This is a genomic window from Achromobacter sp. CSND-B12 (genome assembly GCF_052906545.1).
Window position 1 is genome coordinate 301,540 of sequence record NZ_JBREGJ010000001.1, and the last position, 19,010, is coordinate 320,549.

Here is a 19,010-nt window from a genome sequence, read left to right on the forward strand (position 1 = left end):
TTACGTCCCCGTTGATGCGGCCATGCGGCGCGCCAACGGCGATGCGCTTCCCCCTTCCTTTCTTCACGACCATCATGCACAACAACCAAGATCGCGCCCCGGCCCTGGCCGGCAAGAAACGGATAGCCGGCCTGCGTGCGGTCGCCCTGGGCCTGGCCCTGGCCGCGACCGCCGCCACCTCCCTGGCGGGCGACCTGCCGCCGCGCGGCGGCGCCGCCACCCAGCCGCAGACGCAACAGCCGCAGACGCAACAACAGGCGCAACCCCAGGACGAAGGCCGCCTGCCGCCGCGCGGCGAGCCGGCCCAGCAGGCGCCGGCCCGCACGCCGGCCCCGGCCCCCGCGCAGCAGCAAGCCCAGGCTCCCGCCGGCACCGAACAGAAGACCGAGATCAAGAGCCAGGCCGCCTATGAGCGCCTGCTGCACAACAGCGGCATCAGCGTGCAATGGCTGTGGACCGACGCGCGCGGCAAGCTGAACGCGGTCGACGACAACGACGTGGTGCGCCTGGAAGGCGGCCACACCAACGAAAACGGCTCGGTGACGATCAAGGGCCAGGTGCTGTCGATCTCGGCCGACCGCTTCACGTTCCGCGGCACCATCCTGATCGTGGACGCGCCGGACAAGGGCCGCCGCTGCGAACGCACCGGCGACTACGAGTTCCGCGCCACCGGCAAGCGCAAGTACTGGCGCCTGCAGCAGATGGAAGCGTGCGGCGGCCTGACCGACTACGTCGACATCTACTATTGATCGACGCGCTGGCCCCGACGCGGCGCCCCCGGGCCGCCGCGCCGGGTTCAATGCCCGTGTCTACAAATGGCGATGGCTGCACGCCATCGGCTGGCCGACCAGCTCGCCAACCAGCCGCGCCAGCGCCTCGGCGCTGCCTTCTTCCAGGCAGTTGGCGCGGATCATGCGAAACCCCAGCGCCATGCTGAAATGCCAGTCCAGGTCGAACAGGTGGTAATCGCGCCCGTCGGCCGGATTGCGCCAGCGCACCGCCGGGTCCTCGTACGCCGCGCCGATGAAGTCGACGTGCGAGCCGAACGGCGGCAGTTCCTCCAACGGTTCATCCGAGCCCGGCAGGCTCGGCATTTCCAGGTTCTCGCCCACGCCGACGTACGGCTCGGGCCCCTCGTAGGCCAGCAGGATCACGCTGAACCCCGTCGGGTCGGCGTCGTAATGGGCGCGTTGCCCGGGATTGAGCAGCGCGCGAGCGGCCGGTCCAAGGCAGAAATGCGGGCTGCGCCAACTGCTGCTCTCGTCGTCGAACGACGGATCGGGCACGATGCCATGCGCCGCGAGCAGCGCCAGCGTCTCTTCCATGGTGTCGTGATGCCGCACCGGCACTTCGGGCGGCAGATGGCCGGCGGACTGGTACAGCGCGATCACGTCGCCGGTCGTGCGCAGGCCTTCGCGGTACTGGAACGAGCCCTCTTTCAGGCCGGCCAGGCCGAGACTCAGGGTGTCCAGGGCCTCGCGTGGCACGCGATCGCCGCGCGGCTCCAGCAGATAGCCGCCGGCCAGCAGGCGCGCTTGCAGCGCCGGCCAGTCGGGCGGCGGCAGATGGGGGTAGCGGGGAAAGATGAACTGATGATGTTCGGACATCCTGGGCAAGCCTCGTAATAGCGTATTCTTTGACGTTCAGGCAACCGCAAGGATATCTTGAATGAACCCGACCTTAATCAAGTGGCTGACCAGCGTCGGCTTTGGCCTGGTCATCGGCCGCGCCGCCTACGGTGTCATCAACTCGCTGCTGCAGATGGTCTTCGGCGTGGACCAGCCCGGCGCCCCCTTCGACCCCGAGGCGCTGGATCGCATGCTGATCACCGGCAGTGTGCTGTGCCTGGTGGTGGCGGGGGTGACGGCGGCCGCGCTGCTGCGCGTGGCCGACAACCGGCGCCGCATCGCATGGGGCTGCCTGGTGCTGGGCGTGACCCTGATACTGACGCTGGCGGCCGCCCTGCCGACGATGGACCTGGGTTCGCATCCGGCGGGGTCCTCCGAGGCGCGCGACGCCAAGACGGCGTTCTTCTTCTGGATGCTGATCTTCGGCCTGCCCTACCTGGGCGGCGGCCTGGCGCTGACGATCGGCGGCGCCGTCATGCTGCGCAAGTTCCGCAACGCGCCAAGGTCGGCGGCCTGACGCGGCCCCGGGGCATGCCGGGTACAATTTCCCCCGCGCTTGCCCTTGCCATCCCCCTTGCCATCCCCCTTGCCGTTCCACCTGTCGTCCAAGCTTCTCGCCCATGTCCAATCTCATCGTCCACGGCGGCACGCCCCTGCGCGGCCGCGTCATCCCGTCGGCCAACAAGAACGCGGTGCTGCCGATCCTGTGCGCCACGCTGCTGACCGACCAGCCGCTGCGGCTGCATGGCGTGCCCGACATCACCGACGTGCGCAAGATCCTCGACATCTTCCGCACGCTGGGCAGCGAAGTGCGGCTGGATGAAAGCACCCGCACACTGGACCTGCATCACCGCGACACCACGTTCGACGCCGCGCGCCATCGCCTGCCGGAAGAGATGCGCTCGTCCATCATGCTGGTGTCGCCGCTGCTGGCGCGCTTCGGCGTGGCGCGGCTGGAGGACAACGTCAAGGGCTGCACGCTGGGCGTGCGCGAGATCGATCCGCACGTCGACATCTTCCGCTCGTTCGGCGGCGAGGTCGAACGCGCCAGCGGTTCGCTGCTGGTGCGCAGCGCCGGCCCGCTCAAGCCGACCCATCATTGGCTGGACTACGCCTCGGTCACCACCACCGAGAATTTCGTGCTGTGCGCGGCCGCCGCGGCCGGCGAATCGACGCTGACCAATGCCGCGTCCGAGCCGCACGTGCAGGAGTTCTGCCGCTTCATGACGATGATGGGCGCCAACATCGACGGCATCGGCACCTCGCGCCTGACGGTGCGCGGCGGCGCCACCCTGCGCGGCGGCGAGTTCACCTTCGAGGAAGACTTCCACGAGATCACCACCTTCCTGGCGCTGGGCGCGATCACCGGCGGCGACGTGGTGGTGCGCAACAGCACGCCGTCCAATTTCCCGCTGATCGACCGCACCTTCGCCAAGTTCGGCGTCAGGATCGTGCACGAGAACGGCTGGTCGCGCGCGCTGCGCGACGGCCCGCTGAAGGTGCAGACGCCCTTCACCAGCAACGTGCTGACCAAGGTCGAGGCCGCGCCGTGGCCGTATTTCCCGGTGGACCTGCTACCCATCTTCATCGCCCTGGGCGTGTGCGCCGAGGGCAACGCGATGTTCTGGAACAAGGTCTACGACGGCGCGCTGGGCTGGACCGGCGAGCTGTCCAAGTTCGGCGCGCACGTGTTCTCGTCGGACCCGCACCGTGTCATCACCTTCGGCGGCAATCCGTTGACGCCCGCGGTGGTCGAAAGCCCCTACATCATCCGCGTGGCGATCGCGCTGTTCATGATCGCCAGCAGCATCGAGGGGCGTTCCGAGATCCGCAACGCCACGCCGATCCGCCGCGCCCACCCGCGCTTCGTCGAGAACCTGCGCAGCCTGGGCGTGCAGGTCGAGTGGACCGCCGAGGAATAGCGCGGGCGGTTTCCTATAATCCCGGGATTCCTTCAAACGGCGCTTCGGCGCCCTTTTGCTTCCCAGGATCCCTACATGTCGTCGATTGCCAGCCAGGATGTCCACGTGTCCACCCCGCAAGGCCGCCTGTTCGCGCGGCGCTGGGATCCCGCCGGGCGGGATGCGGACGCGGCGCCGATCGTGCTGCTGCATGATTCGCTGGGCTGCGTCGAACTGTGGCGCGACTTCCCCGAACAGCTGGCCGCGGCCACCGGCCGCGCCGTCATCGCCTATGACCGCCTGGGCTTTGGCCGCTCCGATCCCAACCCCGCCACGCTGACCACCGGCTTCGTCGAGGCCGAGGCGCGCGACGGTTTCCAGGCCGTGCGCCAGGCGCTTGGCATCGGCCGCTTCATCGCCTTCGGCCACAGCGTCGGCGGCGGCATGGGCATCTGCTGCGCGGCGACCCATCCCCAGGATTGCGACGCCCTGATCACCGAGTCGGCCCAGACCTTCGCCGAGAACCGCACCCTGGATGGCATCCGCGCGGCGCAGCGCAACTTCGCCGAGCCGGGCCAGCTGGACCGCCTGAAGAAGTATCACGGCGACAAGGCCGCGTGGGTGCTGAGCGCCTGGGTCGACACCTGGCTGTCGCCGGCCTTCGCCGACTGGAAGCTCGACGACGCGCTGCGCCAGGTCAAATGCCCGGTGCTGGCGCTGCACGGCGAAGTGGACGAGTACGGCTCGGCCGCGCACCCCGAAATCATCGCCCGCCTGACCGGCGGCAAGCAGGCGCTGCTGGAGAACTGCGGCCACGTGCCGCACCGCGAGCAGGCGCGCATCGTGCTGGACCTGGCCGGCCAGTGGCTGCGGGGCGCGGTGCCAGGCTGATTGGCCGCCAGGGCCTGCGCAGGCAGGCCCTTTGCCGGAAGGGAAAACCCCAGGGGCGTATTGGCGCAAAGGTTGTATACACTCTTTGCACACCATAGTACGCGCCAGGCTCCGTCCAAGTGTTGCTGCTGTAATTGGTCCGCCCGGCTTCCTTTACGGCCATGCCCAACCTTGGGCCAGGGAGCTCGCCATCGATATCCGAAATCCTTCCCCCGGTCTCTACAACGAAGACCTGGCCCCCACGAAGGAACGCCGCTGGGGCGCCTTCAGCATCTTCAACGTCTGGACCTCGGACGTGCACAGCCTGTGGGGCTACTACCTGGCCGCCAGCCTGTTCCTGCTGTGCGGCAGCTTCGTCAACTTCCTGATCGCCATCGGCCTGAGTTCGCTGGTGATCTTCTTCCTCATGAACCTGATGGGCTATGCCGGCGAAAAGACCGGCGTGCCCTACCCGGTGCTGGCGCGCGCTTCGTTCGGCATCTGGGGCGCCAACCTGGCGGCGCTGGTGCGCGCGGTGGTGGCGTGCTTCTGGTATGGCGCGCAGACGGCGGCCGCGTCGGGCGCCATCGTGGCGCTGCTGGTGCGCAACGACAGCCTGCTGGCCTTCCACCAGAACACGCAATGGCTGGGGCATTCGGGCCTGGAGCTGATCTGCTACGTCGGCATCTGGGCGCTGCAGCTGCTCATCATCCAGAAAGGCATGGAAACGGTGCGCCGGTTCCAGGACTGGGCCGGCCCGGCGGTGTGGATCGCCATGCTGGTGCTGGCGGTCGGCCTGTGCATCAAGGCCGGCGGCTTCAGCCTGGAGCACGGCATCCCGATGGACGTGCTGCTGGACAAGACCCGCGACGCCGGCGTGACGGGCGCGCCGGGCAGCTTCTGGGCGCTGATGGCGGTGGGCGCCACCTGGATCACCTACTTCGCCGCGCTGTACCTGAACTTCTGCGATTTCTCGCGCTACGCCCGCGACAAGCAGGCGGTGAAACGCGGCAACCTGTGGGGCCTGCCGGTGAACCTGGTGGCCTTTTCGCTGGTGGCGGGCGTCACCACCATCGCCGCCTACAAGGTCTACGGCGAGGTGCTGCTGCACCCCGAGCAGATCTCCACCAAGTTCGACAGCTGGGTGCTGGCGCTGCTGGCCGCGCTGACCTTCGCGGTGGCCACGCTGGGCATCAACGTGGTGGCGAACTTCGTGTCGGCCGCCTTCGATATTTCGAACGTGTTTCCCAAGCGCATCAATTTCAAGTGCGGCGGCTACATCGCGGCGCTGATCGCGCTGGTGCTGTATCCGTTCGCGCCGTGGGAAGGCGGCGCGGCCCACTTCGTCAACGCCATCGGCGCCACCATGGGACCGCTGCTGGGCATCATCCTGGTGGACTACTACCTGGTGGCCAAGGGCCGCATCAATGTTGCGGCGCTGTATGACGAGCATGGCGAATACCGCTACCGGGGCGGCTGGAACATGAACGCGCTGGCGGCCACCGGCATCGGCAGCGTGTTCTCGACCATCCTGCCCAACTTCACCGACCTGCTGCCGGCCTGGTGGGCCACCTATGGCTGGTTCTTCGGCGTGGGGATCGGCGGCGGCGTCTACTGGGTGCTGGCCACGCTGCGCCCGCGGGCCATGCCGGCCATCGCTTGACCGGTCCGCCGCCGGCGCCTCGGCGCCGGCGGCGGCGCGCGACTCGACGCGCGGGCCGCAGTCGCGGTACCCTGCATGCGATACTTGCCATCCCGTGGCATTGCGCCCTTGCATGGAGCCCCGCCCCATGAGTCACCTGGTCTTGCTGCTGCTCGGTGTCGACTATCTGCACAAGCGCGCCCGCGCCCTGATGATCGGCGGCTGGCTGATGCTGGCCGCAGGCGCGTTCGTGTTCCTCGACGCCCTGGACAACGCGCTGTACTTTCCCTTGAATTTCTTCGCCGCGCTGCTGGTGGCCGAGGGCATCGCGACGCTGGCCATCGCCAAGTCCGGCGTGGGCGGCCAGCGCGTGCTGCGCTACACCAAGGGGGTGTTCGTGCTGGTGGCCGGCACACTGGTGCTGGCGGGCCATCATCACGGGCATTTCGTGCTGTCGATGATCTTCGGGCTGCTGTTCCTGGTGGACGGGCTGATCCAGTGCATCGCCGCCTACGTGGTGCGCTACCAGCGCTGGCGCGTGGTGTTCGCCTCGGGCGTGGCCGAGGTGCTGCTGGCGATCTTCTTCTTCCAGCCCTACCCCACCCACTATGTCGGCACGGTGCCCTACTGCATCGGGCTGTTCCTGGCCATCTCGGGCCTCAAGCTGCTGTGGCTGGCGCGCCGCGTGCGCAACCTGGATGCCAATCCGGCGCTGGCCACCAACCCCGACCCCGCCTTCATGCCGACGCGCGCCGACGGCCCGGCGCAGAAGGTGTTCGACGGTCCGCCGCAAGCCAGCGAGCGCGCCCTGACCGTGCACGTATGGACGCCTTCGGGCTCGGCCAAGACCGAGACGCGCAACTACCCGGTGGTCGACCGCTACATCGCGGCGGTGGACATCAACGGCGTCGTGTCCACCGGCCATGCCGCGCTGGAATCGCCCGAGGGCATCTACATCAGTCTCTATCCGGCCGTGGAGATCGACCACTCGCCCGAGCAGTTCGGCACGCTGCTGCGCGCCACCGCCGACAACAACGTGCCCGGCGTGTACCAGCCCGACTACGCCACCGAATCCAAGGCCTGGTGCCCGTCGACCATGCAGGTGCGCATCCGCAATTACGACGCCGCCAAGCTGCAGGCGTTCTGGGACGAGTACCGCAAGACCGAGATCTACAACCTGACCCACCGCAACTGCTCCAGTTCGGTCTCGGCCGCGCTGGAAGCGGCGCTGGACGGCGTGGTGGGCCGCCTGCACGGCCCGCGGGCCGGCTGGGCGGTGCTGTGGCGGCTGCTGTTCACGCCCGAGTTGTGGGTGGCGGCGCAGATCCGCAAGCGCGCCCTGACCATGGCCTGGACCCCAGGCCTGACGCTGGACTATGCGCGCGCGCTCAGCATGCTGGCCGATCCGCGGCCGTTCGGCTGGTGGAAGATGTCGCAGGCGGCGCTGCGCCAGATCGCGGCGCTGCGCGCCGGCTGGCGCCGCCAGGACCGCGAGGCGGTCGCCCGCAATACCCAGACCCAGTCATGACGGCGCTGCTGGCGGCCGCCGTCGTCGCCGGCGCCCTGTGGGGCGCGCTGGCGCTGTGGTTCCAGTCGCCAGGGCGGGGCCGCGCCCGCCTGCTGGCGCCGCTGGCCTGGATGGCGTTGGCCGCCGCCGCGCTGGCGGGACTGGCATGGGGCTACCTGCTGCCGGCCGCGCTGTTCGGCGCGCTGTTGCTGGCGCTGCTGGCGTGGTGGATCTGGGGCATGCGGCCATCCAACGACCGCGACTGGATGCCCGAAGTGGCCCGCGCCACCCATGGCGAGGTCGACGGCGACCGCCTGACGCTGCACGACGTGCGCAACTTCGATTGGCGCTCGCGCACCGACTTCGACGCGCGCTGGGAAACCCGCCACTATGACCTGTCGAAACTGGCATCGGTGGACCTGGCGCTGTCGTATTGGGGCCGCCCGGCGATTGCGCATGCCCTGGTGTCGTTCGGCTTCAGCGACGGCCAGTACGTGGTGTTCTCAGTGGAGATCCGCCGCAAGCGCAACGACACGTTCTCGGAAATCGGCGGTTTTTTCCGCCAGTATGAGCTGTCGGTGCTGGCCTCGGCCGAGGAAGACAGCCTGCGCGTGCGCACCAATGTGCGGGGCGAGGACGGCTATCTGTACCGCGTCCACATGCCGCCCGGCGCGCCGCGCAAGCTGCTGCTGTCGTACGTGGACACGGCCACGCGCCTGCGGCGCCAGCCGCGCTTCTACAACACCCTGACGGCCAACTGCATCACCATCGTGTACCGGCTGGCCGACAAGATCGTGCCGGGCCTGCCGCTGGACTACCGCCTGCTGCTGTCGGGATATCTGCCGGAATACCTGTACCGCCTGGGAGCGCTGCAAGGCGCTGGCAGCGTCCAGGCCTACCGCGCCGCCGGCCGCTACACCGACCGCGCCCGCGCCACGCGCGATGCGGCGCAATACTCGCGCAATATCCGGCGTGGCGTGCCGGGCGTGCCGCCCGCCGAAGCGGACGCGTGACCGTGGCGATGGCCGCGCCTCAGGTCAGGTTCAGCCCGCCGTCCGACAACAGGATCTCGCCCGTCAGGTAGTCGGACTGCGCCAGCCACGCCACTGCCTGGGCGATGTCGTCCGGCTGCGCGGCGCGGCGCATCGGCGCCCGTTCGCGCCACAGCTGCTGCGCCTGGGTCCAATCCCGCGTCAACGGCGTGTCCACCAATCCGGGCGCCACCGCGTTGACCCGGATCGACGGCGCCAACGACACCGCCAGCAGACGCGTCACATGGTTCAGCGCCGCCTTGGCCGCCGCATACGGAATCGACGCGCCCTTGGGCCGCACGCCGGCATGCGAGCTGACGTTCACCACGCAACCCGGCCGGCCCCGCGCCGCGGCCGCCGACAGCGCGGCTTGCGCCTCGGCCACCAGGCGGAATGGCGCAACCACGTTGACTTCGTGCATCTCGTGCCAGACCGCGGGCGTGGCCGCAGCCAGGTCGCCGTGCGCGATCACGCGGCTGATGCCGGCGTTGTTGACCAGCACGTCCAGCCGGCCCCACGCCGCCACCGCCTCGCGGACCAGACGCACACGGTCGGCGTCGACGGCCAGGTCCGCTTGCACATAGACGGCCGAACCCAGCTCCGCGGCCAGCGCCCGGCCCGCCTCGGCCGACTGGCGCGAATGCAGCACCACGGCATAGCCATCGCGCGACAGGCGCCGGGCAATGGCGGCGCCGATGCCGGAGGTGGAGCCGGTCACCAGCGCCACGGGAAGGGAATCATGCATCGTGTCAGTCGTATGAGAGTGCATCACGGAAGGAGGATGCCACAGGTTACTTGCGGGCTTGCCGGCGTGCCTGGCCGACGCCCCGCGCCAGGCTGTCCAGATACGCGCACAGCATGTCGGCCAGCGCGTCCGCGTAGCCCTCGATCTCGGCGTCGGTGCGCGGACTTTCGGAGAACTGCTTGCCGACGGCGCTGAGCGTGTGGGTGATGAGATCGCCCGCCAGGACGCGGGTGGCGTCAGACGCGTTGGGTAGGGCCTCTTCGAGAAACGCGAGCACGATGCGGCCGCCCTCTTCCTTGGTGGCGCGCGCCTCGGGCGCATCGCGATACAGCGGCGCCGCGTCATTGAGGGCGACACGCATGACGGCCTCTTCGCACTCCGAGCGGACGAAGGCGTGCACCAGGTTGCGCAAGCGCTGCGGCGGCGCGTGGCGCGCGTCTTCGAGCAGGCGCCGCAGCAGATCCGAGGTCTGCTGCCATTCCTGCGTCTGCAGGCGATACAGGATGGCGGCCTTGTTGGGGAAGTATTGATAGAGCGAGCCGATGCTGACGCCGGCCTTCTCGGCCACGCGGGCGGTGGTGAAGCGCGCGGCCCCTTCCTTGGCCAAAACCTGAGCCCCCGCCTGCAGGATGGCCGCGACCAGCTCGGCCGAGCGGGCCTGCTGCGGTTGTTTTCTCTCGGAAAGCCGGGTGCTGCGGCGTGTGGTCATGGCGGCGCGCGAAATGCGAATAGGGAAATGCGACGAATTCGTCGTATTCTAAACCCCTGCCCCCCGACTGGAAACCCATCATCATGACCAACACCCTGACCTCTGCGCCCCTGCCTGCGCTGCTGGACCGCCTGTTCACCCAGGCCGACGCCTCCTGGTCGAATGCCGACCCCGCCCTGGCCAATATGTCCGACGCCGAGCAGGCGCGGCTGATGCGCAGCAAGACCGAATACCGCGAGTTCTACGGCCGCATGAAGGACCTGCCGCTGGCGGTGTCGCCCGAGACCGGCACCCTGCTGTACATGCTGGCGCGCAGCACGCAGGCCCGCTCCATCATCGAATTCGGCGCCTCGTTCGGCATTTCGACGCTGCACCTGGCGGCGGCGTTGCGCGACAACGGCGGCGGCCGGCTGATCACCACCGAATTCGAGCCTTCCAAGGTCGCCCTGGCCAGCGGCCATCTGCTTGAAGCCGGGCTGGCGGACCTGGTCGAACTGCGGCAGGGCGATGCGTTGCAGACGCTGGCCGCCGACCTGCCCGAGCGCATCGACCTGGTGCTGCTGGACGGCGCCAAGGCGCTGTACTCCGACATCCTGGCCTTGCTGGAAAGCCGGCTGCGACCCGGCGCGCTGATCGTGGCGGACAATGCCGACCATTGCCCCGAGTACCTGGCGCGCGTGCGTTCGCCGGACTCGGGCTACCTGTCGACGCCGTTCGGCGACGACGTCGAGCTGTCGATGCGGTTGGGGTGAGGCGCCGCCACACCGGTCTCAGGCCCGCGCCGCCGCCGGCGCCGCCTCGCGCGCCTCGGGCTTGCCCAGGAAGAGAAACACCACCAGGGCGGTCAGCACCGTGATCGCCGCCAGGATCCACAGCAGCACGGCGAAGGCATCCGCGGAAACGTGCGCCAATACCGCGCGGCCGGTCCCGGGCAGGATCGCGGCCAGCGCGTCGAAGTCGCCGGCGACCAAGCGCTGGGCCGCCTGCGTCGCCCGCGGCGCGGCGCCGGGCAACGCCGTGGCGAGGTGGCTTGCGGTCAAGCCGGTCAGCAGCGCGCTGACCACGGCCAGCGCCACGCCTTCGCCCGCCACCCGGGTCGTGCTGAAGATCCCGGTCGCCATGCCGGCGCGCTCGACGGGCACCACGCTGACGGCCAGCCCATCCATCAAACCCCACGGCAGGCTGATGCCGATGCCGATCAGCAGCATCGGCCCCACCAGCGCCGTCACCTGCCCGGCCGTCATGGCCAGGCTGAGCCAGGCCAGACCGGCGGCCGCCAGCAGCAACCCCGCGCCACAGATCAGCGCCGGCGCCAGCCAGCGCGTCAGCTGGCCAGCCACGATCGGCAACAACAGCAAAGGAGCGGACAGCGCGATCATCATGCGGCCCGCCTCGATTTCGCCAAGGCCGTCGACGGCAATGAAACGCACCGGCAGCAGGATCAGCAACACCACGAAGGCATAGGCCGGCGCGGCCGCCAGCAGCTGCACTCCCAGGAAACGCGGATAGCGGAACAGCGTCAGGTCGAGCATCGGCCGGACCGCGCGCAACTCGATCACGCCGAACGCGGCGAACAACGCAACCGCCGCCGCAAGCATCGCCAACGTGGAAGGATCGCCCCAGCCGCTTTGCGGCGCCCGCATGATGCCCCAGGTCAGCAACGCCAGCGCCGCGCTGAACGTGGCGGCGCCCGGCCAGTCCAGGCGCCCCGCCGCCGGATCGCGCGATTCGCGCAGGCAACGCGCGCCCAGCAGCAATGCAACGGCGGCCAGGCCGATCACCAGCAGGAAGATGCTGCGCCAGCCGTAGCGTTCGATCAGCAAGGCCGAGGCGATGGGCCCGAACGACAGGCCCGCGCCGAAACTGGCGCCCAGCAGGCTGAAGGCCCGCATGCGCCCGGGCCCGTCGAACGCCTGCGCCAAGGCCGCGGCGCCGCCGGAAAAGATCGCCGCGCCGCCCAGGCCTTGCGCGGCGCGCAGCAGGTCGAAGGCGACGATGTCCGGCGCATGGACCAGGCCGAGGGAGGCCGCGATGAAGATCGCGGCGCCCGCCAGGAAGACGCGGCGGCGCCCGTAGCGGTCGGCCAGCGCGCCGGCCACCAGCAGCGAGCTGCCGAACACCAGCATGAAGGCGTTGGTGATCCAGTTCAGCGCGACCGGGCTGCCGCCCAGGTCGCGCGCGATGGCGGGCAGCGCGATGGCGGGGCCGGTAAAGGTGAACGGCATGGCCGCGCACGCCAGGCACACGGCGGCCAGGACCAGGAACTTGCGGGCCGCGGACAGCGGCGGCGAAACGACAGACGGCATGGCAGGCATCGATGTGGAAGGCAACGGCATTGAAGATACCTGTGCGCAATGGGCGGATAAATAGGGTAAAAATCCACACATACGGGAATTAATTTCTTCAATGGAATCGCCATGGACCGTTTGAGCGGCCTGTTGCCGTTTGTCCGCAGCGCCGAACTGGGTGGCTTCGCCGCCGCCGGACGCGACCTGGACCTGTCGCCCTCGGCCGTCGGCAAGGCCGTGGCCCGGCTGGAACAGGACCTGCATGTGCGGCTGTTCCAGCGCAGCACGCGCCGCATGCAGCTGACCGAGGAAGGCCGGCTGTTCTACGAGCGCTGCAAACGCATCCTGGAAGACCTGGACGATGCGCACGCCATGCTGTCGCAGACGCTGCGCGAACCCCGCGGGCGCCTGCGTGTCAGCGCGCCGCTGGTCAGCTACCACTTCCTGCTGCCGGTGCTGCCGGCCTTCGCGGCGCGCTATCCGCACATCGAACTGGACATGGACTTCAACGACCGGATCGTGGACCTGATCGGCGAGCGCGTCGACGTGGCGATCCGCAGCGGCGACCTGCCCGATTCGCGCCTGGCGGCCCGAACGCTCGGCAGCTTCCGGCTGCGGCTGTACGCGGCGCCCGATTACCTGGCGCGCCATGGCACGCCGCAGCGCGCGCGCGACCTGGAACGGCATCGGGCGGTGCGGTTCCGCTATCCGAACGCCGGTACGCTGCAGGAATGGCCGCTGGCGCTGGCCGCGGGCGAGGCCGCGCCGCGGCTGACGGCCGCGTTCACCTGCAACAACATGGAAGCGTTGCTGGGCGCGACCATCCAGGGGTTCGGCATCGGCTGCATGCCGGATTTCCTGGCGCGCGAGGCGCTGGCGGCCGGCAGGCTGCGCGCGCTGCTGGACGCGCAGGTCAATGGCGCGGGGCGCTTCCAGGCGCTGTGGCCCTCCAACCGCAACCTGTCGCCCAAGGTCAGGGTGTTCGTCGACTTCCTCGCCGAGCGGCTGTTTCGCGACAGCCCGCCCTGACGCCCGCTCAGGCCACGGGCATCCGCCCGCACAGTTCGCCGATGGCCGCGAGATCGCCCTGCCGCGCCAGCCGCTGCACCTGCTGGCTGAAATCCGTGAAGGCCGGATCGCGCGCCTGCACGGCGCGCGCCCAATCCATCAGGTCCGAAATGCCGCCGATATCCAGCAGCCGCTGCACCTGTTCCAGTTCGGCGCGCGACAGGCGCGGCAGCGGCGATGCCGCCGGCGCCGGCTCATTGGCCGCGGGATTCGTCGCCAGATGCAGCAGGCGGCCCAGCAGATGCCGCAATTCCACCAGGTTGATGGGCTTGAGCAGGCTGGCGTCGTAGCCTGCGCCGTCCAGGGGCGGCGTCTCCTGCGGCGTCGCCGAAACCGCCACCACCGGCAGGTCCGGCCAGCGCGCGCGCGCGGCCCGCAGCACGGCGGAACCGTCGGCGCCTTCCATGCGGTGGTCGGTCAGGATCAGGTCGGGCCGGCGCGCGTCGTCGGCCTGGATGCGCGCCACCATGCCACGCCCGTCGGCTTCGCTTTCCACCAGGAAGCCCAGGCTGGCCAGTTCCTCGACCAGGAACTCGCGGATTTCCGGGGTGTCCTCGGCCAGCCAGATGCGCTTGCCCGCGCCATCCAGCAAGGGCAGCACGTGCGCCGCGGCGGCGATGTAGTGGTGCGACACGCGTGATTCGTCCACCTGCCTGACCGGCAGGGCCACGCTGATCGTTGTGCCCTGGCCCACTTCGCTGTCGACGTGGATGCGGCCGTTCATGCGCTGCACCCATTGCTGGACGATCGCCAGGCCAAGTCCGACGCCGGGCTGGCTGTCGGCGGACGTCAGCCGCTGGAACGGTTCAAAGATGTGCTGCCGGTCTTCGGGCGCGATGCCGCAGCCGGTATCGCGCACCGCCAGCGTCAGCCAGCCCGCGGCCTCGCCCGCCGCCGGCGCGGCGTAGTCCGCGGTCAGCGTGAGCACGCCGCCGCGGGTGAACTTGGCGGCATTGTCGACCAGGTTGGACAGCACCTGCCGCACGCGCTTGCCATCCATCTCCAGCACGGCGGGCACGCTGTCCGACACCCGCAGTTCGAAGCGGTTGTCCTGGCGCGCCGCGATCGGCGCGGCTTCCTTGGCCACGGCATCGAGCAAGGCGTGCGCGTATTCGGGCGCCAGCCGCAATGCCTGGCCGCCGGCGCCGGCGGCGTAGTCGATCAGGTCATTGACCATGCCCAGCATGTGGTCGGCGCTGCGGCGGATGACGGCGCCGCGCGGCGCGTCGTCGCGGCCGCCGGCCTGGATCAGGTCGGCAAAGCCGATGATCGAGGTCAGCGGCGTGCGCAGATCGTGGCTGATGCGCGCCAGGAAGTCCTGCCGCACCCGGCCCGCCTCGTCGGCCAGAATCAGCGCCGCCTGCAACGCCTGGGTGCGCTCGGTGACGGCCTGGTCCAGCCGCTGGTGTTCGCGTTCGCGCGCCTGCGCCAGTTCGCGCTGCGCCGCGAGCCGCTCCTGGCGATGCTGGCGCGAGCGGCCATGCAGCAGCACGGCCAGCATCAGCGACACCGACAGCAGGTCCCAGGCGACTTCCGGCCCGCCCGCCCAGCGGCCCGGCAGCAGCCCCTGGATGTAGGCCACCCGCAGGAACAGGCAGGAACAGTAGATGGCGAAGGACAGCAGGAAGATGCGCGCGTTGGCATGGCCGCGGCGCCAGCCGTCGGCCATGGACACCAGCCACACCAGCGCCCACAGGAAAATCAGCCCGATCAACGCCTGCGCCGCCTCGCGGTAGTCGCCCAGCGCGGCCCAGACCGCGCCCGCCACGCCGGCGGCGATCAGCCCGCGATAGACGCCGCGCCAGATGCGCACCCGGTGCAGGTCGGCGAACAGCATCGCCATGAAACCGAACAGGGACGCCGCCAGCGTCGCCAGCACGCTGGGCGCGCGCAACACCATCTCGCCGCCGCCGGTCAGGACGTAGCGGTACAGCAGCCCCTGGAACGACAGACTGTAGAGAATCTCGATGAAGATGGCGGCGGACAGCAACAGGTAGACCGGGTCGCGCTGGGCCGCGCCCAGCACCGCGGCGTAGAGGCCGACCATCATCAGGGCGCCGATCAGCAGCGCCACCACCATGGTGTTGCGCTGGGTCACGCCGACGAACGCCGCCGGCGTCCTCAGGGTGGGCTCCATGCTGATGGCGGAACGGCTCTGCACCCGCACCAATACCGTCATGCGCTGGCCCGGTTCGAGCCGCAACGGCACCACCGAGACGGTGGCCGGGATCTCGCGGCGCGCCAGCGGCTCGCGGTTGCCGGCCAGCAGGATGCCGGACGGCTGCCGTTGCCCTGGCGCGAACAGATAGAAACGCACGTCCTCCAGCCGCGGCACGCCGAACGAGAGCCAGCGTTCCTGGGCGCTGCCGGACGTGTTGCTGACCTCCAGCCGCAGCCAGAACGCCGAGGCGGAATACCCCCGGTTCAGCCAGCGGGCGGTCACCGGCTGCCAGGCGCCATCGAGGACCTGGCTGGCGTCCTGGTCGCCGGCATGGTCTTCGATGCCCCGCAGCTCGCCGACCAGCGGCAGGGTGCCGCCCACGGTGCTCAGGTCGATGACGGGCTGGGGATCCTGCCCGCGCGCGGGCAGGCTCAGGCAGGACAGGGCCAGCCACAGCAACCAGGCCAGCCAGCCCACGCGACGATCAGGCATGGGGATCCTGCTCCTGGCGCAGGGCGGTCGGCGCCATGCCGAAACGCTCGCGGAAAGCGGTGGAGAAATTGCCGCGGTTGCCATAGCCCACCGCCTGCGAAATGGCCTGGATGTCCAGGCCGGTCTCGCACAGCAGGCGGCGCGCCTCGCGCATGCGTTCTTCGCGCAGGAATTCGAACACAGTGGTGCCGGCGCACCGCCGGAACGCCTGGTTCAGCCGACGCGCGTTGGTGCCCAGCGCCTGGGCCAGCGCCACCAGCTCCGGCGTGTGGTCCAGCCGTTCGCGCAACAGCTTGCGCGCGGCGCGGAACAGGACGCCATCGAGCGTCGACCCGGTGCCCGCGGCCGGGGCGCCGTCCTCGCAAGGGCCGGCCGCGCTGGCGGGCTGCGCCACCGGCGTCACGCGCAGGTGTATCAGCAGGCGCAGGCGCACTTCCTCGAAATCGAACGGCTTGGCGACGTAGTCGACGGCGCCCGCCGACAAGCCCGCCACGCGCTCCATGGGCAACGACGCCGCGGTCAGGAAGATGACGGGAATGGCCCGCGTGGCCGGGTCGGCCTTGAGCAGGCGACAGGCCGCCAGGCCGTCGCAGACCGGCATGTTCACGTCCATCAGGATGATGTCGGGCTGCACCAGTTGCGCCTTGCGATAGCCGTCGTTGCCGTCCTCGGCCACATACACCCGGCAGTCCTGGCTGGTCAGGAAATCCACCAGCAGCATGCGGTCCTCGGGACGGTCCTCGACGACCAGCACGCGCAGGCCGGCAAGCTGGCCCGGGATAAGCGGATAGGAGGCGTCATTCATGCCGCGCATTCTTTCATGCCGGCCGCTGGACGCGTTGGTAACAGCCCACAGAACCGTGCCGGTTTTGTGAATATTTTTCCTTGCGGCAAACGTGTCGTGCATTCCGGCAAACCTGGTGGGCGCAATCATTATTCACACATGATAGTGTTTGTTACATCAAGCCATGGACCGGGAATCCGTGGCGTCCCATCGATCTTCGGCAACGTCCCGCGACAACAACATCACGTAAACACCCTCGACAGCACGCCGGCAGGTCGTTCCTCCGGGCATCTCCTGGATGCCACCGCCCAAGCAAGAATCCCGCAGTGCCCCACAGTTGTAAAGAACTTTAGAAATTTTGTTTTTTGATGTTTACGAAATATATCAAATAGCTTCATTTAAGCCTGAATGTAACGAATTATCACCCAAGCATCCATGCGCCGCCCTATTCCACTCCGCCGCCCCGCCCTGTTCCGCCAGCCTCCTTCCTCCCTGCGCGCCGGCGTTGCCGCCGTGCTGCTGGCGTTAGCCGCCGGCCCCGTGGCGGCGCAGAACGTGCAGCTTCACCTGCCTTCGGGCGCCGAGCCGGGCCGCCAGCTGCCTCAGCCGGTCATGCCCGAAAGCACGCCCACCGCGCCACCGGTGACGGTGCAGCAAGGTGGCGCGACCGAAGCGCCCGCCGGCGCGGACAAGCTGACGTTCACGCTGACCGACATGCGTGTCGAAGGGGTGACCCGCTACCCCGCCGACACGCTGCGCCCGCTCTACCAGGACCTGGTCGGCAAGACCATCACCGTGGCGGACGCCTTCAAGGTGGCCAGCGACATCGAGCTGCGCTACCGCAACGACGGCTACGTCACCACGCGCGTGATCGTGCCGGCGCAGACGATCGAAGGCGGCCAGTTCCGCATCATGGTGGTCGAGGGCTACATCTCCGACGTGAAGTACGACGGCGACATCGGCCCGGCGCAGGCGGCGGTCGAAAAACTGGTGCAGCGCCTGCGCGGCGTGCGTCCCATCAACGTGGCCGAAGTCGAGCGCCAGCTGCTGCTGGCCAACGACCTGAACGGCCTGACCGTGCGCGCCTCGCTGGAGGCCTCGCCCAAGGAAGTGGGCGGCTCGGTGCTGGTGGTGCGCAGCGAGCGCAAGCCGGTCGATGCGCGCCTGGGCATCGACAACCGCGCCTCGCCCTACCTGGGCTGGAGCGAAATGACCGGCCAGGTCACGCTGAACTCGTTCGGCGGGCGCGCCGACAGCCTCACCCTGACCGGCAGGGTGGGCTTTCCGGCCTACCGCAGCAAAGCCGTGGGCGCCAATTACGACATGCTGGTCAGCGACAGCGGCATGACGGTCGACGTCGCGGCCAGCTACGCCAAGAGCGAACCGGGCCGCGAACTGGCTCCCCTGAACGTCGCCAGCGACGTTCAGGCGTATTCGGCCACCGTCACCTATCCGGTGATCCGCTCGCGCCTGGAAAACCTGCGCGCGTTCGGCATGCTGGACGTGCGCAACGTCACCACCGACATCACCGGCATTCCCTTCACGCGCGACCGCCTGCGGGTGCTGCGCGCCGGCCTGAGCTATGACCGCACCGACAGCTGGAACGGGATCACCGCCGTGCGCGGCACCGTGCACCAGGGCCTGGACGCCATGGGCGCCTCGCAGGAAGGCAATGAGCTGGCCTCGCGCGCCAAGGGCCGCCCCGACTTCCTGAAACTGACGGCCGAACTGACCCGCCTGCAGCAGCTGTCCGACCGCTTCAGCCTGGTGGCCACCTTTGCCGGCCAGTACAGCGCCAGCCCGCTGCTGGCCAGCGAGGAATTCGCCCTGGGCGGCCCCAACTTCGGCCGCGGCTACGACGACGGCGAAATGTCCGCGGACTCGGGCGTGGCAGCCTCGCTGGAACTGCGCTACGCCGTGTCGAGCGACCGTTTCCTGCCGCAGGGCGCTCACGTCTACACGTTCGTGGACGGCGGCCACATCTGGTCGCGCAGCGAAAGCGCCCCGCTGACGCGCGCCAAGCTTTCCTCGTATGGCGCCGGCATGCGCGCCAACCTGACCAAGAACCTGTACGCCACGATCGAAGTGGCCAAGCCCATGAGCAGCGACGTCCTGACCCAGGGCAACAAGGATCCCCGCGTGTTCTTCAGCCTCTCGGCCCAGTACTAATCCGCGACAGAAAAG

At 69.2% G+C, this 19,010-nt stretch carries 16 protein-coding genes; 10 read left to right on the forward strand and 6 right to left on the reverse strand.

What is annotated here, in order from left to right:
• Positions 1 to 74: 74 nt before the first annotated feature.
• Entirely contained in the window at positions 75 to 749 is a 675-nt protein-coding gene (locus ACUTAG_RS01400) for a hypothetical protein (RefSeq protein ID WP_038504954.1), read from the forward strand.
• Between the two features lie 60 nt (positions 750 to 809).
• On the opposite strand, the gene ACUTAG_RS01405 is transcribed toward ACUTAG_RS01400, so the two are convergent.
• Entirely contained in the window at positions 810 to 1,607 is a 798-nt protein-coding gene (locus ACUTAG_RS01405) for a hypothetical protein (RefSeq protein ID WP_006386337.1), read from the reverse strand.
• A 61-nt stretch (positions 1,608 to 1,668) separates the two neighbouring features.
• On the opposite strand from ACUTAG_RS01405, the gene ACUTAG_RS01410 reads away from it, so the two are divergent.
• From ACUTAG_RS01410 to ACUTAG_RS01435, 6 genes are all read left to right on the forward strand, one after another.
• Positions 1,669 to 2,145, forward strand: a complete 477-nt coding sequence (locus ACUTAG_RS01410) for a hypothetical protein (RefSeq protein ID WP_024069343.1) — start codon at positions 1,669 to 1,671, stop codon at positions 2,143 to 2,145.
• Between the two features lie 103 nt (positions 2,146 to 2,248).
• On the forward strand, positions 2,249 to 3,550 hold the full coding sequence (locus tag ACUTAG_RS01415) for a UDP-N-acetylglucosamine 1-carboxyvinyltransferase (RefSeq protein WP_024069344.1): 1,302 nt from the start codon (positions 2,249 to 2,251) through the stop codon (positions 3,548 to 3,550).
• A gap of 75 nt (positions 3,551 to 3,625) precedes the next feature.
• Positions 3,626 to 4,420, forward strand: a complete 795-nt coding sequence (locus ACUTAG_RS01420; protein ID WP_006386334.1) for an alpha/beta fold hydrolase — start codon at positions 3,626 to 3,628, stop codon at positions 4,418 to 4,420.
• A 190-nt stretch (positions 4,421 to 4,610) separates the two neighbouring features.
• Complete coding sequence (locus tag ACUTAG_RS01425) at positions 4,611 to 6,062, forward strand: NCS1 family nucleobase:cation symporter-1 (protein ID WP_035182450.1); 1,452 nt, start codon at positions 4,611 to 4,613, stop codon at positions 6,060 to 6,062.
• Between the two features lie 127 nt (positions 6,063 to 6,189).
• Positions 6,190 to 7,569: an HdeD family acid-resistance protein gene (locus tag ACUTAG_RS01430; protein WP_006384613.1), complete on the forward strand. Its 1,380-nt coding sequence runs from the start codon at positions 6,190 to 6,192 to the stop codon at positions 7,567 to 7,569.
• Positions 7,566 to 8,561: an Lnb N-terminal periplasmic domain-containing protein gene (locus tag ACUTAG_RS01435; protein WP_024069347.1), complete on the forward strand. Its 996-nt coding sequence runs from the start codon at positions 7,566 to 7,568 to the stop codon at positions 8,559 to 8,561. Before ACUTAG_RS01430 ends, ACUTAG_RS01435 begins: the two co-directional genes overlap by 4 nt.
• Positions 8,562 to 8,580: 19 nt before the next feature.
• On the opposite strand, the gene ACUTAG_RS01440 is transcribed toward ACUTAG_RS01435, so the two are convergent.
• Both ACUTAG_RS01440 and ACUTAG_RS01445 read right to left on the reverse strand, forming a co-directional pair.
• Positions 8,581 to 9,324, reverse strand: a complete 744-nt coding sequence (locus ACUTAG_RS01440) for an SDR family NAD(P)-dependent oxidoreductase (RefSeq protein WP_024069348.1) — start codon at positions 9,322 to 9,324, stop codon at positions 8,581 to 8,583.
• A 46-nt stretch (positions 9,325 to 9,370) separates the two neighbouring features.
• Entirely contained in the window at positions 9,371 to 10,033 is a 663-nt protein-coding gene (locus ACUTAG_RS01445) for a TetR family transcriptional regulator (protein WP_053497957.1), read from the reverse strand.
• An 83-nt stretch (positions 10,034 to 10,116) separates the two neighbouring features.
• Here ACUTAG_RS01445 and ACUTAG_RS01450 point away from each other — a divergent pair, with 83 nt between their 5' ends.
• On the forward strand, positions 10,117 to 10,785 hold the full coding sequence (locus ACUTAG_RS01450; RefSeq protein ID WP_026382989.1) for an O-methyltransferase: 669 nt from the start codon (positions 10,117 to 10,119) through the stop codon (positions 10,783 to 10,785).
• Between the two features lie 18 nt (positions 10,786 to 10,803).
• On the opposite strand, the gene ACUTAG_RS01455 is transcribed toward ACUTAG_RS01450, so the two are convergent.
• A complete protein-coding gene (locus ACUTAG_RS01455) occupies positions 10,804 to 12,339 on the reverse strand; it encodes an MFS transporter (RefSeq protein ID WP_054471827.1) in 1,536 nt (511 codons plus the stop codon).
• A gap of 111 nt (positions 12,340 to 12,450) precedes the next feature.
• On the opposite strand from ACUTAG_RS01455, the gene ACUTAG_RS01460 reads away from it, so the two are divergent.
• Positions 12,451 to 13,350: a LysR family transcriptional regulator gene (locus ACUTAG_RS01460; RefSeq protein WP_006386327.1), complete on the forward strand. Its 900-nt coding sequence runs from the start codon at positions 12,451 to 12,453 to the stop codon at positions 13,348 to 13,350.
• Positions 13,351 to 13,357: 7 nt separating this feature from the next.
• Here the strand turns inward: ACUTAG_RS01460 and ACUTAG_RS01465 are convergent, their stop codons facing one another.
• Positions 13,358 to 16,042: a hybrid sensor histidine kinase/response regulator gene (locus tag ACUTAG_RS01465; RefSeq protein WP_024069350.1), complete on the reverse strand. Its 2,685-nt coding sequence runs from the start codon at positions 16,040 to 16,042 to the stop codon at positions 13,358 to 13,360.
• Positions 16,035 to 16,856, reverse strand: a complete 822-nt coding sequence (locus tag ACUTAG_RS01470) for a response regulator transcription factor (RefSeq protein ID WP_006386325.1) — start codon at positions 16,854 to 16,856, stop codon at positions 16,035 to 16,037. The genes ACUTAG_RS01465 and ACUTAG_RS01470 overlap by 8 nt, the downstream gene beginning before the upstream one ends.
• 483 nt (positions 16,857 to 17,339) lie before the next feature.
• Between ACUTAG_RS01470 and ACUTAG_RS01475 the strand changes: the two genes are divergently transcribed.
• Positions 17,340 to 18,995, forward strand: coding sequence for a ShlB/FhaC/HecB family hemolysin secretion/activation protein (locus tag ACUTAG_RS01475; protein ID WP_006386324.1), 1,656 nt, complete (start codon positions 17,340 to 17,342; stop codon positions 18,993 to 18,995).
• The last annotated feature ends 15 nt before the right edge of the window (positions 18,996 to 19,010 follow it).